This window comes from Streptomyces sp. NPDC026515 (genome assembly GCF_055567595.1).
The window spans coordinates 11,207-26,876 of sequence record NZ_JBVHQD010000011.1 but is presented as its reverse complement, the minus strand read 5'-3'; the positions used below and the strand labels follow the sequence as shown (position 1 = coordinate 26,876).

Genomic DNA, 15,670 nt, shown 5'->3' with positions numbered 1-15,670 from the left:
CGTGGACATCGACATGAGTGCCCTGCGGGGCTTGGTTCGGGAGAAGGAGATCTCCTTCGACCTGCTGGTCGAGGCGATCGAGTCGGCCCTCCTCATCGCCTACCACCGCACCGAGGGAAGCCGCCGGCACGCGCGCGTGGAGCTCAACCGGGAGACCGGGCATGTGACCGTGTGGGCGAAGGAGGACCCCGAGGACCTGGAGGAGGGGCAGGCGCCCCGCGAGTTCGACGACACCCCGTCGGACTTCGGGCGGATCGCCGCGACCACCGCCAAGCAGGTCATCCTGCAGCGGCTGAGGGACGCCGAGGACGACGCCACGCTCGGCGAGTACGCCGGCCGCGAGGGCGACATCGTCACCGGTGTGGTCCAGCAGGGCCGCGACCCGAAGAACGTGCTCGTGGACATCGGCAAGCTGGAGGCCATCCTGCCGGTGCAGGAGCAGGTTCCCGGCGAGACCTATCCGCACGGGATGCGGCTGCGCTCCTACGTCGTCCGGGTGGCCAAGGGCGTCCGCGGCCCCTCCGTCACGCTGTCCCGCACGCACCCGAACCTGGTGAAGAAGCTCTTCGCCCTGGAGGTGCCGGAGATCGCCGACGGGTCCGTGGAGATCTCCGCCATCGCCCGCGAGGCCGGTCACCGGACGAAGATCGCGGTCCGCTCCACCCGTTCGGGCCTGAACGCCAAGGGCGCCTGCATCGGCCCGATGGGCGGCCGGGTGCGCAACGTGATGGGCGAGCTGAACGGCGAGAAGATCGACATCGTCGACTGGTCGGACGACCCGGCCGAGATGGTGGCGAACGCGCTGTCGCCGGCCCGGGTCTCCAAGGTGGAGGTCGTGGACCTGGCGGCCCGGTCCGCCCGGGTGACCGTGCCCGACTACCAGCTGTCACTGGCGATCGGCAAAGAGGGGCAGAACGCCCGTCTCGCCGCCCGGCTCACCGGCTGGCGGATCGACATCCGGCCGGATGTCGAACAGGTGACCGAGTAGAGTGCCGTCCCCCCGCCGTCGGTTCACCCGGACGGGGGGAATAGTTCCAAGCCGCAGGTCGCTTGGATTACGACAACGGCCGTTCGATCTTTGCCCCGAAGGGGTGAGGTCGGTGCGGGGAGGTAGACTTAGCAGTGTCTGGCCGGACGCGTGCCCGCGTATGCCCTGAGCGCACCTGTGTGGGGTGCAGGCAGCGAGCGGCCAAGACCGAACTGCTGCGGATCGTGGCGGTCGAGGGCGAATGTGTCCCCGATCCTCGCGGTACGCTGCCCGGCCGGGGTGCATATGTACACCCCGCCCAGGTCTGTCTGGACCAGGCGGAGCGCCGCCGGGCACTTCCGAGGGCGCTCCGCGTCCCGGGTCCGCTGGACGTAAAGGCGTTGCGGCCCTACGTCGAGCAGTAACACCGTTAGAAGCGTCGTGCGGAACCCCCGTGCGGCTCTGGTACCCCGCGAGTTGGAAGTAGGTCGAGATTGCGATGAGCACTCGATGAGCACGCGATGAGTACGCCCATGAAGTAGCGACGGTCCGGACGCACCCGGACCTAAAAGGAGCGAAGTGGCTAAGGTCCGGGTATACGAACTCGCCAAGGAGTTCGGGGTTGAGAGCAAGGTCGTCATGGCCAAGCTCCAGGAACTCGGTGAATTCGTCCGTTCGGCGTCCTCGACGATCGAGGCGCCCGTTGTACGCAAGCTGACCGACGCCTTCCAGGGCGGCGGCAACGGCAAGTCCGCCCCGCGCAAGGCTGCGCCCAGGCCCGCCGCGCCTTCTCCGGCGCAGGCGGCACGTCCGGGTGCCCCGAAGCCGGGCGCCCCGCGTCCGGCCGCCCCGCAGCCGCCGGCCCCTGCGGCGCCCGCCCCCGCGGCTTCGGCCCCGGAGGCGCCCGCGGCTCCGGCACCGGCGCCGGTCACCCCCGCACCGGCCGCCGCCGGCGGCCCGCGTCCGGGCCCGCGGCCCGCGCCGCGTCCGGCTCCGGCCGTGCCCGAGTTCACCGCGCCGCCGGCCCCTCCGGCCGCCCCGGCGCAGAGCCCGGCCGCCGCGCAGGGCCAGGGCCAGGCCCAGGGGCAGCGTCCCGGTGGCGCCCCCCGTCCCAGCCAGGGCGCCCCGCGCCCCGGCGGTCGTCCCGCCCCCGGCCAGGGCCAGGCCCGTCCGGGTCAGGGCGGCGGCCAGCGTCCCGGTGAGCGCGCCCCCCGTCCGGGCGGTGCCCGTCCGGCCGGTCCGCGTCCGGGCAACAACCCCTTCACCTCCGGTGGCTCCACCGGCATGGCCCGCCCGCAGGCTCCGCGCCCGCAGGGCGGCGCGCGTCCCGGCCCCGGCGGTCCCGGCGGTGCTCCCCGTCCCCAGGCGCCCGGCGCCCAGGGCGGCGGCCCGCGTCCCCAGGCTCCCGGCGGCGCCCGTCCGAGCCCGTCCGGCATGCCCCGTCCGCAGGGCGGCCCGCGTCCCGGCGGCGGTTCCGCAGGTCCGCGTCCGAACCCCGGCATGATGCCGCAGCGTCCCGCTGCCGGCCCGCGTCCCGGCCCCGGTGGCGGCGGTCGCGGTCCCGGCGGTGCGGGTCGTCCCGGCGGCGCCGGTCGTCCCGGTGGTGGCGGCGGCTTCGCCGGTCGTCCCGGCGGCGGCGGTGGCGGCGCCCGTCCGGGCGGTGGCGGCGGCTTCGCCGGTCGTCCCGGCGGCGGTGGCCCCGGTGGCGGTGGCGGCGGCTTCGGCGGCGGTCCCGGCGGCGGCGGTCGTCCCGGCTTCGGCGGTCGTCCGGGCGGTCCCGGCGGCCGTGGTGGCACGCAGGGCGCCTTCGGCCGCCCCGGCGGTCCGGCGCGTCGCGGTCGCAAGTCGAAGCGGCAGCGTCGCCAGGAGTACGAGGCCATGCAGGCCCCGAGCGTCGGCGGCGTGATGCTGCCGCGCGGCAACGGCGAGACCATCCGTCTCTCCCGCGGCGCGTCGCTCACCGACTTCGCGGAGAAGATCAACGCCAACCCGGCGTCCCTCGTCGCGGTCATGATGAACCTCGGCGAGATGGTCACGGCCACGCAGTCCGTCTCCGACGCGACCCTCGAGGTCCTCGCCGGCGAGATGAACTACACGGTCCAGATCGTCAGCCCCGAGGAGGAGGACCGCGAGCTGCTCGAGTCCTTCGACATCGAGTTCGGCGAGGACGAGGGCGGCGAGGACGACCTGGTGGTCCGTCCGCCGGTCGTCACCGTCATGGGTCACGTCGACCACGGTAAGACCCGACTGCTCGACGCCATCCGCAAGACGAACGTCATCGCGGGCGAGGCCGGCGGCATCACCCAGCACATCGGTGCCTACCAGGTCTCCACCGAGGTCAACGACGAAGAGCGCAAGATCACCTTCATCGACACCCCGGGTCACGAGGCGTTCACCGCCATGCGCGCCCGTGGTGCGAAGTCGACCGACATCGCGATCCTGGTCGTCGCGGCCAACGACGGCGTCATGCCGCAGACGGTCGAGGCGCTCAACCACGCCAAGGCGGCCGACGTCCCGATCGTCGTCGCGGTCAACAAGATCGACGTCGAGGGTGCCGACCCGACCAAGGTGCGCGGTCAGCTGACCGAGTACGGCCTGGTGGCCGAGGAGTACGGCGGCGACACCATGTTCGTCGACATCTCCGCCAAGCAGGGTCTGCACATCGACTCGCTGCTGGAGGCCGTGATCCTGACGGCCGACGCCTCGCTCGACCTGCGGGCCAACCCGAACCAGGACGCGCAGGGCATCTCGATCGAGTCCCGTCTCGACCGCGGCCGCGGTGCCGTGGCGACGGTCCTCGTCCAGCGAGGCACCCTGCGGGTCGGCGACACGATGGTCGTGGGCGACGCCTACGGTCGCGTCCGCGCCATGCTCGACGACAACGGCAACAACGTCGCCGAGGCCGGACCCGCGACGCCGGTCCAGGTCCTGGGTCTGACCAACGTCCCGGGTGCGGGCGACAACTTCCTGGTGGTGGACGAGGACCGTACGGCCCGTCAGATCGCCGAGAAGCGCGCCGCCCGTGAGCGCAACGCCGCGTTCGCCAAGCGCACGCGCCGTGTCTCCCTCGAGGACCTGGACAAGGTGCTCAAGGCCGGCGAGGTCCAGCAGCTCAACCTCATCATCAAGGGTGACGCTTCTGGTTCCGTCGAGGCCCTCGAGTCCTCCCTGCTCCAGCTGGACGTCGGCGAAGAGGTCGACATCCGCGTCCTGCACCGCGGCGTCGGTGCGGTCACGGAGTCGGACATCGACCTGGCGATGGGCTCGGACGCCATCGTGATCGGCTTCAACGTCCGTGCGGCAGGCCGCGCGGCGCAGATGGCCGAGCGCGAGGGCGTGGACGTCCGCTACTACTCGGTCATCTACCAGGCGATCGAGGAGATCGAGGCGGCCCTCAAGGGCATGCTCAAGCCGGAGTACGAAGAGGTCGAGCTCGGTACGGCGGAGATCCGCGAGGTCTTCAAGTCGTCCAAGCTGGGCAACATCGCGGGTGTTCTCATCCGCTCCGGCGAGGTCAAGCGCAACACCAAGGCCCGCCTCATCCGCGACGGCAAGGTCATCGCGGAGAGCCTCAACATCGAGGGTCTGCGCCGCTTCAAGGACGACGTCACCGAGATCCGCGAAGGCTTCGAGGGTGGTATCAACCTCGGAAACTTCAACGACATCAAGATCGACGACGTCATCGCGACGTACGAGATGCGCGAGAAGCCGCGGGTGTAAGACCCACGGTTGATGCTGGCCGACGGGAGTCCGCTCCCGTCGGCCAGCACTTTTCCCGCGGGCAGTGCGGCGGCTTCGCCGACCGCGGGGAAAGTCGGTCGAGTGCCCGGCAGGTACGGGGTACCGTTCCTGAACAGGGCCATCGATCCCGTGCCGGCGGGTGAACCGGTTACACGCATGTACGTGGGGACTCTGTCCTTCGACCTCCTCCTCGGCGACATCCACTCGCTGAAGGAGAAGCGCTCCGTCGTCCGCCCGATCGTCGCCGAACTCCAGCGGAAGTTCGCCGTGTGCGCGGCCGAGGTGGACCACCTGGACCTTCACCGCAGGGCCGGCATCGGCCTTGCCGTGGTCTCCGGCGACGCCGCGCACCTGACCGACGTGCTCGACCGGTGCGAACGGCTGGTCGCGGCCCGCCCCGAGGTGGAGCTGCTGTCCGTCAGACGGCGCTTCCACGGCGACGACGACTAGACCTGAGAACGACACAGAAGAAAGAACGGGAGACGGACCAGTGGCCGACAACGCGCGCGCCAAGAGGCTGGCGGACCTCATCCGAGAGGTGGTGGCCCAGAAGCTGCAGCGCGGGATCAAGGACCCGCGGCTCGGCACCCACGTCACCATCACGGACACCCGGGTGACGGGTGACCTCAGGGAGGCGACCGTCTTCTACACGGTCTACGGCGACGACGAGGAGCGGGCCGCCGCCGCCGCGGGCCTGGAGAGCGCCAAGGGCGTGCTCCGCTCGGCGGTCGGCGCCGCGGCGGGCGTGAAGTTCACGCCGACCCTGACGTTCGTCGCGGACGCCCTCCCGGACACCGCGAAGACCATCGAGGACCTGCTCGACAAGGCACGGGCCTCGGACGCGAAGGTCCGCGAAGTCTCCGCGGGCGCCGACTTCGCCGGTGAGGCGGACCCGTACAAGAAGCCGGGTGCCGAGGACGACGCCGACGAGACGGACGACGCCACCGAATGACCAGCAAGCCCACCCCGCCCGACGGCCTTGTCATCGTCGACAAGCCGTCGGGTTTCACCTCGCACGACGTCGTCGCCAAGATGCGGGGCATCGCCCGTACCCGGCGCGTCGGGCACGCCGGCACCCTCGACCCGATGGCCACCGGCGTCCTCGTCCTCGGCATCGAGCGGGCGACCAAGCTCCTCGGGCACCTCGCCCTCACCGAGAAGGAGTACCTGGGGACCGTCCGCCTCGGGCAGAACACCCTCACCGACGACGCCGAGGGCGAGATCACCTCGTCCACCGACGCCTCCGGGGTCACCCGCGAGGCCGTCGACGCCGGCATCGCCGAGCTGACCGGCCGCATCATGCAGGTGCCGTCCAAGGTCAGCGCCATCAAGATCGACGGTGTCCGGTCCTACAAGCGCGCCCGGGAGGGCGAGGACTTCGAGATCCCGGCCCGGCCGGTGACCGTCTCGTCCTTCACGGTCCACGACGTCCGGGACGCCATCGCCGAGGACGGCACCCCGGTGCTCGACCTGGTCGTCTCGGTGGTCTGCTCCTCCGGCACCTACATCCGTGCCCTCGCCCGCGACCTGGGCGCCGGCCTGGGCGTCGGCGGCCACCTCACCGCGCTGCGCCGCACACGCGTCGGACCGTACAAGCTGGACTCCGCGCGCACCCTCGACCAGCTCCAGCAGGAGCTGACCGTGATGCCGGTCGCCGAGGCGGCCACAGCCGCGTTCCCACGCTGGGAGGTCGACGCCCGGCGGGCCGCTCTGCTCACCAACGGGGTGCGGATCGACATCCCCGAGCAGTACGCCGGCGCCGGTCCCGTCGCCGTGTTCGGCCCCGAGGGGCGCTTCCTCGTGCTCGTCGAGGAGCAGAAGGGCAAGGCCAAGAGCCTCGCCGTGTTCGGCTGATCCGACCGGTGTGCCCGTGGAGCGGCGACCACGGGGTCTGCGCCGCCGCCGCTCCACGGTCCCCCCTCGGTTCCCCCACCCCTAGGGTGTATCCACCCGTCCCGGGCTATTCACCCGACCGGGCAGGCGCTCGGAGTGAACCGGGGGAGCGGAGGGGGGCGCGTTCGCCACCCGCTCTGTCCCGCTGATCATTTCGCCCCTACCGTCGCAGGCAGGGTACGGGTGTACGGGCGGGGAGGTCGATCATGGCGGGACGGCGCCCGCAATGCCGCACGGCGGACGGTACCCGGGAGGCGGGACAGGACATCCGGCCGGTGCTCGACGACCGGCTGGTCCGGGTCCGCGACCTCGCCGGGCGGCCGCGTGGCACCGGGTTCCTCGCCGACCATGACGGCACCCTGGTCACCAGCCACGAGGCCGTCGACGGGCTCGCCCGGATCGTGCTGCACGCGGTCGGGGACCGCACCTGCGTGGCCGGCCCGGACGCGGTCACCCTGCTGCCCGCCCACGGCCTGGCGCTGATCCGCACCGAGGGTCTCCGCGTGGATCCGCTGCCGATCACGGCACGGAAGCGGATCCCGGCCGGGACCTACGTACGGATCGCCGCCGATCGCTGGCGCGAGGCCCGGGTGCTGGCCGCGACCCAGGTGACGTACACCGCCACCGACCGCCTCCATCTCCTGGACGACGCCCTTGAGCTGGCGATGGGCACGGCGGCCCGGGACGCCCTGCGTCTCGGCGGCGGGGCGGCCGGCGGCCCGGTCCTCGACGCCGAGAGCGGCGCGGTCCTCGGCGTACTGGGCACCGCCCTGCGGTCCGGCCGGCGAGACGTGGGCTTCGCCGTCCCGCTCCACCACCCCGGCCCCGGCCCCCTGGCCGACCTCCTCGCCCGCAACGCGGCAGGCGTCCCCGCCTACGGCGCCGACCTCAACCTCGGCGGCATCCTGGAACTGACCGCCACATCGGTGGGCCAGGACGCCCCGCCAGGCACCCTGGCCGGTCATACCGGCCGCACCGGAGCGCCCTTGAGGGGCGCGCAGAACCGCGCGACCGGCCCCCATGCAGCAACCGGCCCCCACGCATCAGCGGCCACACGCTCACCTGCTGCCGTACTCTCGTCACTCTCGTCGGAATCCACCGACCCCGGGCATCCCGTCGAACGTACGGCGACCTCGAAGGAGCTGTCGGCCTTCGCCGAAGGCACCGGCACCGGCAACGCGAACGGCACCGTCCTGGCCCTCGTCGGAGACCCCGGCACCGGTCGCACCACCGAACTCGCCGCCCTCGCCGCCCGCCGCAACCGCGCGGCACACCCCGCCCCCACCCTCTGGCTCCGTGGCGCCGACCTCAAGGACGCCGACGGTTCGGTAGCCGACGCGGCCCGCCGCGCCCTGGAGCGCGCGGTCCGGATCGTCGCCGCCTCCCGCTCCCAACTCCCGGGCGACCTGGGCGAACTCACCGTCGAGCGGCTGGCCCGGCTCGCCTCCCGGGCCGGCCGCCCACTCCTCCTCCTGCTGGACGGCCCCGAAGAGATGCCAGCGGTCCTCGCACACCGGCTCACCGCCTGGACCACGGACACCGCCGGATGGCTGCGCGACACCGGCGCCAGGCTCCTGGTCGCCTGCCGTGAGGAGTACTGGGAGCACGCCGGGGCCGCGTTCCCGGCCGAGCTGCTGCACCGGGGCACCGGCGACCCCGCCCGCGTCCGGCTGGCAGGCCTCACCCCCGACGAGGCCCGCCGCGCCCGCTTTCGCTACGGCGTCCCCGACGGGGCCCTCACCGACCGCGACGCCCGCCACCCCCTCGCCCTGCGCCTGCTCTGCGAGGTCCGCGCCGCCCTCCCGGACGCCCCCGCCGCCGGCCCGCTCGACCGCCACGACGTCTTCGCCGCCCACCTCGACCTGCTCTGCCTGCGCATCGCGGTCCGGCTGGCCGCGGAGAACGGCCTGCGCGGCACGGCCGTACGACGGCTCGCCGTGCGTGTCTGCGGCCAGGTGCACGAGGCCGCCCGGCGCAGCCTCGGACCCGGTCAGGGCGAACTGGACGGGGAGTCGTTCGAGGCGCTGTTTCCCCCGGGGCCCGCCAGGGACCGTCCCGGCGGCGGCTCAGGCTGGGCCGGGGCCGTGCTCACCGAGGGCCTGCTGGTCCCGGCGGGCGGTGGCTACCGCTTCGCGCACGAGGAGTTCGCCGACTGGATCCAGGGCCTGCACCTGGACCTGGACGACGCCCTGCACGCCCTCGTCCACCGCCCCCGCAGCTCCGAGAGCGCCCACCCGGTGCCCGTTCCGCGCCACCGGATCGGCCCGGTCGTCCAGGCGCTGCTGCTCCTCGACCGCCAGTACGGACCGGTCCGACTCGCCCCGCACCTCAACGACCTGGCGCACGCCCTCGACCTCGACCCCGACTCCTGGTGGGCCGCCCGGCTGCTCGCCCAGACCCTGCTGCGGCTGCCCGACGCCACGCCGTACACCGGGGTGCTGCGGCTGCTGGCCGACCGGGTGGTTTCCCGGCAACACCCCGCGCGCACCGAGTTCGGACCGGACTTCTGGACCGCGCTCACCCTGCCCGACGCCGAACGCTTCGACCTGCTGCGGAGGCTGGTCCGCGCGGACGAGCCCCTGCCCGGGACCGCGGGCGGCGGCCGCTTCGGAGCCCGGCCGACGGCGAAGGCGCCGGAGGGCACGGCCCCGCGTCACCTGGACGCCGTCGCCCGGCTGCTCGCCGCCGATCCCACCGCCGTACAGCCCCACCTCACCCGGTGGTTCGACGACGAGAGGCCGTTGCCCGCGATGCCGCACGCGACCGTGGCGACCGCGGCGCAGGCGCTGCTGCACACCCACCGCCACCGCGCACTGGACGACCTCACCGAGGTGCTGGTGGACGCCGCGCACCGCCGGGGCGACGAACTGCTGGCCGTGCTCGCCGAGGACGAGCCGTCCGCGGTGTGCCGGGCCGTGGACCGCTGGGCCCACGACGAGCGCCCGGCCCGCCGGGTGGCCGCCGTGGCCCACGCGCTGAGCGCCGCCCCGCACGTCCGCACCGAGCCCGACCGCGAACTGCTCCGTCATGCCGCGCTCGCCCTGCTCGCCCGCCCCGCCGACTGCACCCTGCACGGCGGCGCCCTGGCCCTGCTGGTCCGGGACCCGTGGACCCGGGCCCGCCAACTCCCGCAGGCGCTTCGGCACTTCGCCACCGGTGATCCGCAGCTCCCGCCCAGCGCCCTGGTCCCCGCCCTGGCCACCCACCCCGACGACGTCCTGGCCGCCTTCCGCGCCCGGCTGCGCGGACCGGCCGCCGGGCAGGTGCTGCGCGCCCTCGCCGACGTCACCGCACCGGCCCTCGCCCACCGGGTCACCGAGCTGGTCCTCGCGGCCGTAGAGCTGGGCCCGGAAGCCGCCGGGCAGCTGGCCGGGTTCGTGGAGCGCCGCCTGGAGCACGGTGCCGGGGCCCGCGCCGTCCTGCTGCCGCTGGTCACCGGGCTGCTGGGTGACGGCCCCGAGCGGGTGCGGGCGGCCCTGGCGACGGTACTGGGCGCGGCCGGCACCCCCGTCTCGCGCCCGCTGCGCCGGGAACTGCTGGAGCTCCTGCTGGACCATGAACGGGACCCGGAGGTCCTCGACGCCCTGCTGCACGCGGCCGCCGTACAGCGCGAGGACGACGGCGACGGGATGCGTGAGCTGGTCAGGCGCACCGGTCTGCTGCTGGTCCGCACCCCGGACGGGGCGACCCGGTTCGACCGCGGACTGGTCGACCTGGGGCGGCACGTGCCCGGATTCGCCGCTCTGATGGCCCGCTGGCTCACCGACACCCCGGAGGAATGGGCCGCGGTGGTGGGGCCGAGCACCCGGCGGATGCTGGGGAACCTGGCCGGTGTGAGAGTGCCCGCGTGAGGAGCCGGACGCGTGCGCCAGGTCACAGCGACCGTGCCGGTGTGAGACGTGTCCGGCAAACATGGCACCCTTAGAGCTGCGTAAGACGGACAACGGACACAGGTTCGAGGAGCGGTCACAGTGCAGCGCTGGCGTGGCTTGGATGACATCCCCGAGGACTGGGGGCGCAGTGTCGTCACCATCGGGTCCTACGACGGGGTGCACCGCGGTCACCAGCTGATCATCCGGCATGCCGTGGACCGCGCCCGTGAGCTGGGCGTTCCGGCGGTCGTCGTGACCTTCGACCCGCACCCCAGCGAGGTCGTGCGCCCGGGCAGTCACCCGCCGCTGCTCGCCCCGCACCACACCCGCGCCGAGCTGATGGCGGAGCTGGGCGTGGACGCGGTACTGATCCTGCCCTTCACCACCGAGTTCTCGCGGCTGTCGCCGGCCGAGTTCGTGGTCAAGGTGCTGGTCGACAAACTGCACGCCAAGGCCGTCGTCGAGGGCCCCAACTTCCGCTTCGGCCACAAGGCCGCGGGCAACGTCGAGTTCCTCGCCGAGCAGGGCAAGGTCTACGACTTCGAGGTCGAGGTCGTCGACCTGTACGTGCGCGGCGAGGCGGGCGGCGGCGAGCCGTTCTCCTCGACCCTGACGCGGCGCCTGGTCGCGGAGGGTGACATGGCGGGCGCCCGCGAGATCCTGGGCCGCCCGCACCGGGTGGAGGGCGTGGTCGTACGCGGTGCCCAGCGCGGCCGTGAACTGGGCTTCCCCACCGCCAACGTGGAGACCCTGCCGCACACCGCCATCCCCGCCGACGGCGTCTACGCCGGCTATCTGCACGCCCAGGGCGAAGTGATGCCAGCCGCGATCTCCGTCGGCACCAACCCGCAGTTCGACGGCACCGAGCGCACGGTCGAGGCGTACGCCATCGACCGCGTCGGACTCGACCTGTACGGGCTGCACGTCGCCGTCGACTTCCTGGCCTTCGTCCGCGGCCAGGCCAAGTTCGACTCGATCGACGCGCTGCTGGAGCAGATGGCCGAGGACGTCAAACGGTGCCGGGAACTGGTGACGGCCGACGACGCCTGACCACGGTCCACGCCACAGGGCGGCCGGTGCGGTGAAGCACCGGCCGCCCTGTGGTGTTCTGGCTACTGCTGCGGAGGCTGCGGCGGCTCCTGGGGCTGTCCCGGCTGCGGCTGCTGCGGGAAGCCGTAGCCGCCGGGCGGAACCGGCGGAGCGGGGGGCTGGGCGCCGGGCTGCGGATACCCGTAGCCGGGCTGCTGTCCCGGCTGCTGCGGGGGATACGGCTGTCCGGGCTGCTGCTGCGGGTAGGGCGCGGGCCGGCCGTAGTGCTCCTGCTGCGGAGGCTGTCCCGGCTGCTGCGGGTACGGCTGTCCGGGCGCGTACGGCTGCTGTCCCGGAGCCTGCGGCGGGGCGTACTGCTGGCCGCCGGGCAGCGGCTGGCCCGGCAGTGGCGGGGCGGCGACCGGCGGCGGGTTGCCGTCGCTGGTCCACAGGCCGTGCATCTGCTGGTGGCGTACGAAGTCCTCGGCGACCATCGCCGCGAGGTTGAAGTACGCCTCGCGCACCTTCGGCCGCATCATGTCGAGGTCGACCTCCGCACCGGCGGACAGATGCTCGTCGAACGGCACGACCACGACACCCCGGCAGCGCGTCTCGAAGTGCGACACGATGTCCTCGACCTTGATCATCTTGCCGGTCTCGCGGACTCCGGAGATCACGGTGATCGACCTCGACACCAGGTCGGCGTACCCGTGCGCGGACAGCCAGTCCAGGGTCGTACTGGCGCTGCTCGCCCCGTCCACCGACGGCGTCGAGATGATGATCAGCTGATCGGCGAGGTCCAGTACGCCGCGCATGGCGCTGTAGAGCAGACCGGTACCGGAGTCGGTGAGGATGATCGGGTACTGCTTGCCCAGGACGTCGATAGCGCGCCGGTAGTCCTCGTCGTTGAACGTGGTCGAGACGGCCGGGTCGACGTCGTTGGCGATGATCTCCAGCCCGGATGCGGCCTGCGAGGTGAACCGCCGGATGTCCATGTAGGAGTTGAGGTACGGGATCGCCTGGACCAGGTCACGGATGGTGGCCCCGGTCTCGCGGCGAACCCGGCGGCCGAGCGTGCCGGCGTCCGGGTTGGCGTCGATGGCCAGGATCTTGTCCTGGCGCTCGGTGGCGAGGGTGGAGCCGAGCGCGGTGGTGGTGGTCGTCTTGCCGACACCACCCTTGAGGCTGATCACCGCTATCCGGTAGCAGGACAGCACCGGCGTACGGATCAGGTCCAGCTTCCGCTGCCGCTCGGCCTCTTCCTTCTTGCCGCCGAGCTTGAACCGCGAGGGCGCGGCACCGGGCCGGCCGCTCTTCGCTTTCTGCTTCTTGTTGTTGAGCAGCCGGTCGGAGGACAGCTCGACGGCCGCGGTGTAACCCAGCGGAGCCGCACCGGGGTTGGTCATCTGCCGCTGGTCGTGCTGCATGGGCTGCGGCCAGGCGGCACCGACCCGCGGGTCGACCGGGGGCTGGGGGGCCGGTGGCACCGGCTGCTCGGGGTGCGGGGCCGCAGCGGGGGGCTGGACGGGCTGTGCGGCGCGCGGATCCTGGGGTGCCTGCGGCTGCTGACCGGGCTGCGGGAAGCCGTGGCCGACGGGCGGGGCAGGGGGCGCCGGGGGCTGAGCGGCCGGCTGCGGAAAGCCGTAACCGGCGGGCGCGGGCGCCTGCGGCACGGGAGCCCCGGGGTAGCCGTAGCCGCCCTGGGGGTCCGGGGCGGCGGCCAGCGGCGGCTGCGCCGCCGGCGGCACGGGGGGCTGGACGCCGGGCTGCGGGAAGCCGTAGCCGCCCGGTGTCTGCGGAGGCACGGGAGCCTCCGGCTGCTGGACCGGGGGCTGGTTCCAGGCGGCGGGGGCGGGCGGCGGTGCCTGCGGTGGCTGGAACGCCGGCTGCTGGAAGGATGCGCCCACGGGGCCCTGGCCGGGCGCCTGTTGGGGCTGCGGGCGGCCGGGCACAGGCTGCGACGGCTCCGACGGTCCCGACTGGGCCGGCCAGTGGGCGGCCGGTGCGGGGGCCGCGGGCTGGTAGGACGGCGGCAGGGGCGGCACCACGGCCGGCGGCGTGGGCGGCGTGGGCGGAGGCGTCCAGGCGGCGGGCGGCACGCCGGCCTCGGGCGCCGGGGGCGCGTCCTGCGGCGCGGGAGCGGCGGCTATGGCGTCCTGCGGCGCGGGGGGCGCGTCCTCGGGCTCGTCGGTGTCACCGGCGTCGTCGGTGTTCTCGGGGGCTACGGCGTCGGCCGCCAAGTGCGCCTCGCCGTCTGCGCTTTCGCCACCGTCGTGCTGTTCGTCGCCGGAGTCGTCGGAGTCTTCCTCGGAGTCGTCGTCGGTGTCGGAGACGGTGTCCTGGGGCTCGTCCCTCTCGGTGTCGTCCACCGGGGAGGCGTCCTGGGCCGGTTCGGCGCCGAGCGGAGCGTCGTCCTCGGGGCCGGTCTCGTCGGTGCCGACGTGCGGCGAGTCGTCGGCACCCCTGGGTCCGGAGTCGACCAGCAGCGCGATGACGTCGGCCGCCGGCTGCTCCGCCGCGTCGGCTTCGGTCTCGTCCTCGGCGCGGCTGTCCTCGGCCGCGGTGTCCTTGGCGGCGGCCGCCTGCTCTGCGGCCTCGGCGAGGTCACGCTTGAGCGCGACCGCGGAGAACCGCATCGTCGCACCGCTGTCCAGGTCACCGTTGTCCGGCTCGGCCTCCGGTGACGGCTCTTCGGCGGCGGGCCGCTGCGGTTCGAAACCGGCCGGCAGCTTCGGCACCGCGGTCGCACCCTGTGCGGGCGGCGCGGCAGGGGTGAACGGCGCGGCGACCGGCGCCGGCGGAGCAGCCGGGGCCCCGGCGTCCGCGCTCGGGGCGGGCGGCGTGAACGGCGCGCCCGGCGTCGCGGTGGGCGGCGGCGTGAACGGAGCCCCCGGTGCCACCCTCGGAGGGATGAAGGGTGCTCCCGGAGTTGACGCGGGCGCGGACGTGAACGGAGCTTCGGGCGTTGGCGCCGGCGGAGCACTCGGCGCCGCAGCGGGCGGCGGTGTGAACGGCGCGCCAGGTGTGGCGCTGGGCGGCGGTGTGAACGGCGCGCCCGGCGTCGCGGTGGGCGGCGGCGTGAACGGGGCCCCGGGCGTCGCCGCCGGCGGCGTGAACGGCGCGCCCGGAGCCGACGTCGGCGCGGGAGTGAACGGACCGCCGGGACCCGGCGTTCCGCCCCCCTGCTGGGCATGCGGCGGGGGAGCCAGCCCCGGGATCGGCGCCCCCGGCGGGAACGGCGAACGGGGCTGCGCGGCGGGCGTCGTGCCGGAGCCGGACGCCGGGGCCCCCGGACCGCCGGCACCGTCGGCCGCCTCCGGTCCGCCCGTCGCGTTCTGCGTGTACCAGGCGGGCGGCGCGTAGTCGATCGTGAACTCGCCCGTCATCTCGTTGAGGGACTCCGCGTCGGGCTGGTCTTCGCCGGGTGTCGCCCAGCCCCCGCGGATCCCGTCCCGATCGCTGCTCACAGTTCCTCCTGGTGTGGTCGAGCACCCTCATGCCGTGCCGGCGCGACGACCGTGTCGTGTCGTTCTCAGCATCCGTATTCGTTTGAGGTAGTCCGATCCACCGGCTCTCCCCCGCAGGGCCCCGACGCCGCGTTCACGGTCCTGACGTCGCGCCCCCCTCCCAGCCTAATCACCGGGAGCCGGACCTCGGCAGGCCTGTCCGTCTCAATACGGACGTCCGCCTGGTCACACCATGCCCTGAACTCCTGTGCAGAACTTTCGTATTGCCCAACAATCGATGAACAAAACGGGCAAGAACCGCCAGTTCGGGCACCGGTTGACTGCGCGGCAGCTGCGCGTCATGCCTGCGACGCCCTGCTGCCGGAAGGGGCGGGGCGCGTGCGCACGGGGGTGGAGGAGTGCGAGGCGGGCACGGCAAATGCCGCAGCCCTCCCCGAAGTTCTCACCGGCCGTCGACGGCGAGTGCGGGAAGCGGCACAGGCAACTGCCCCCGCTCCGGCCGGGATTCGGCGGACCGCCGGGCGGGCTCGGCCCCGCCCGAGGGCCTTGTCACCCCCGACGGAGACGCGGCGGCAAGCTCGCCGCCATCCCGATGGGCGGTGACGCCTACGGCAGGCGCCCCGAGGGCGCCGTGCCCCGCGTGCTCGGCATCGGCGGCGCCGAGGAGAACCGGGCCCGGTGGTGGGGCGGCACGCGCGCGT

10 protein-coding genes are annotated in these 15,670 nt (G+C 73.7%); 9 read left to right on the top strand and 1 reads right to left on the bottom strand.

From position 1 onward, the window contains the following. Nucleotide 1: 1 nt before the first annotated feature. From nusA to ACZ4O3_RS23525, 8 genes are all read left to right on the top strand, one after another. On the top strand, nucleotides 2-988 hold the full coding sequence (gene nusA, locus ACZ4O3_RS23560; protein ID WP_362730970.1) for a transcription termination factor NusA: 987 nt from the start codon (nucleotides 2-4) through the stop codon (nucleotides 986-988). 134 nt (nucleotides 989-1,122) lie between these two features. Continuing rightward, the gene (locus ACZ4O3_RS23555; protein ID WP_362730968.1) at nucleotides 1,123-1,392 is read left to right on the top strand and encodes a YlxR family protein; all 270 of its coding nucleotides are present in this window, start codon (nucleotides 1,123-1,125) and stop codon (nucleotides 1,390-1,392) included. A gap of 154 nt (nucleotides 1,393-1,546) precedes the next feature. After that, nucleotides 1,547-4,687 (top strand): translation initiation factor IF-2, encoded by a 3,141-nt coding sequence (gene infB / locus ACZ4O3_RS23550; protein ID WP_467724084.1) that lies wholly within the window; start codon nucleotides 1,547-1,549, stop codon nucleotides 4,685-4,687. 177 nt (nucleotides 4,688-4,864) lie between these two features. Continuing rightward, nucleotides 4,865-5,158 (top strand): DUF503 domain-containing protein, encoded by a 294-nt coding sequence (locus ACZ4O3_RS23545; RefSeq protein ID WP_385003152.1) that lies wholly within the window; start codon nucleotides 4,865-4,867, stop codon nucleotides 5,156-5,158. Between the two features lie 40 nt (nucleotides 5,159-5,198). After that, the gene (gene rbfA / locus ACZ4O3_RS23540) at nucleotides 5,199-5,660 is read left to right on the top strand and encodes a 30S ribosome-binding factor RbfA (protein ID WP_362726960.1); all 462 of its coding nucleotides are present in this window, start codon (nucleotides 5,199-5,201) and stop codon (nucleotides 5,658-5,660) included. Continuing rightward, nucleotides 5,657-6,562, top strand: a complete 906-nt coding sequence (gene truB, locus ACZ4O3_RS23535; protein WP_362726963.1) for a tRNA pseudouridine(55) synthase TruB — start codon at nucleotides 5,657-5,659, stop codon at nucleotides 6,560-6,562. Before rbfA ends, truB begins: the two co-directional genes overlap by 4 nt. Nucleotides 6,563-6,807: 245 nt before the next feature. Next, the gene (locus ACZ4O3_RS23530) at nucleotides 6,808-10,452 is read left to right on the top strand and encodes a trypsin-like peptidase domain-containing protein (RefSeq protein ID WP_467724082.1); all 3,645 of its coding nucleotides are present in this window, start codon (nucleotides 6,808-6,810) and stop codon (nucleotides 10,450-10,452) included. Nucleotides 10,453-10,572: 120 nt separating this feature from the next. Then, on the top strand, nucleotides 10,573-11,523 hold the full coding sequence (locus ACZ4O3_RS23525; protein WP_362732826.1) for a bifunctional riboflavin kinase/FAD synthetase: 951 nt from the start codon (nucleotides 10,573-10,575) through the stop codon (nucleotides 11,521-11,523). A 62-nt stretch (nucleotides 11,524-11,585) separates the two neighbouring features. Here the strand turns inward: ACZ4O3_RS23525 and ACZ4O3_RS23520 are convergent, their stop codons facing one another. Beyond that, the gene (locus ACZ4O3_RS23520; protein ID WP_467724080.1) at nucleotides 11,586-14,969 is read right to left on the bottom strand and encodes an SCO5717 family growth-regulating ATPase; all 3,384 of its coding nucleotides are present in this window, start codon (nucleotides 14,967-14,969) and stop codon (nucleotides 11,586-11,588) included. A 418-nt stretch (nucleotides 14,970-15,387) separates the two neighbouring features. Here ACZ4O3_RS23520 and ACZ4O3_RS23515 point away from each other — a divergent pair. Further along, on the top strand, nucleotides 15,388-15,670 hold a 283-nt coding region (locus tag ACZ4O3_RS23515), incomplete at its 3' end, for a hypothetical protein (protein ID WP_467724078.1).

Excerpts from the sequence above, each read along its gene's own strand:
- ACZ4O3_RS23545 (WP_385003152.1), top strand. The coding sequence starts at position 4,865 with ATGTACGTGGGGACTCTGTCCTTCGACCTCCTCCTCGGCGACATCCAC.
- truB (WP_362726963.1), top strand. The coding sequence starts at position 5,657 with ATGACCAGCAAGCCCACCCCGCCCGACGGCCTTGTCATCGTCGACAAG.
- ACZ4O3_RS23530 (WP_467724082.1), top strand. The coding sequence starts at position 6,808 with ATGGCGGGACGGCGCCCGCAATGCCGCACGGCGGACGGTACCCGGGAG.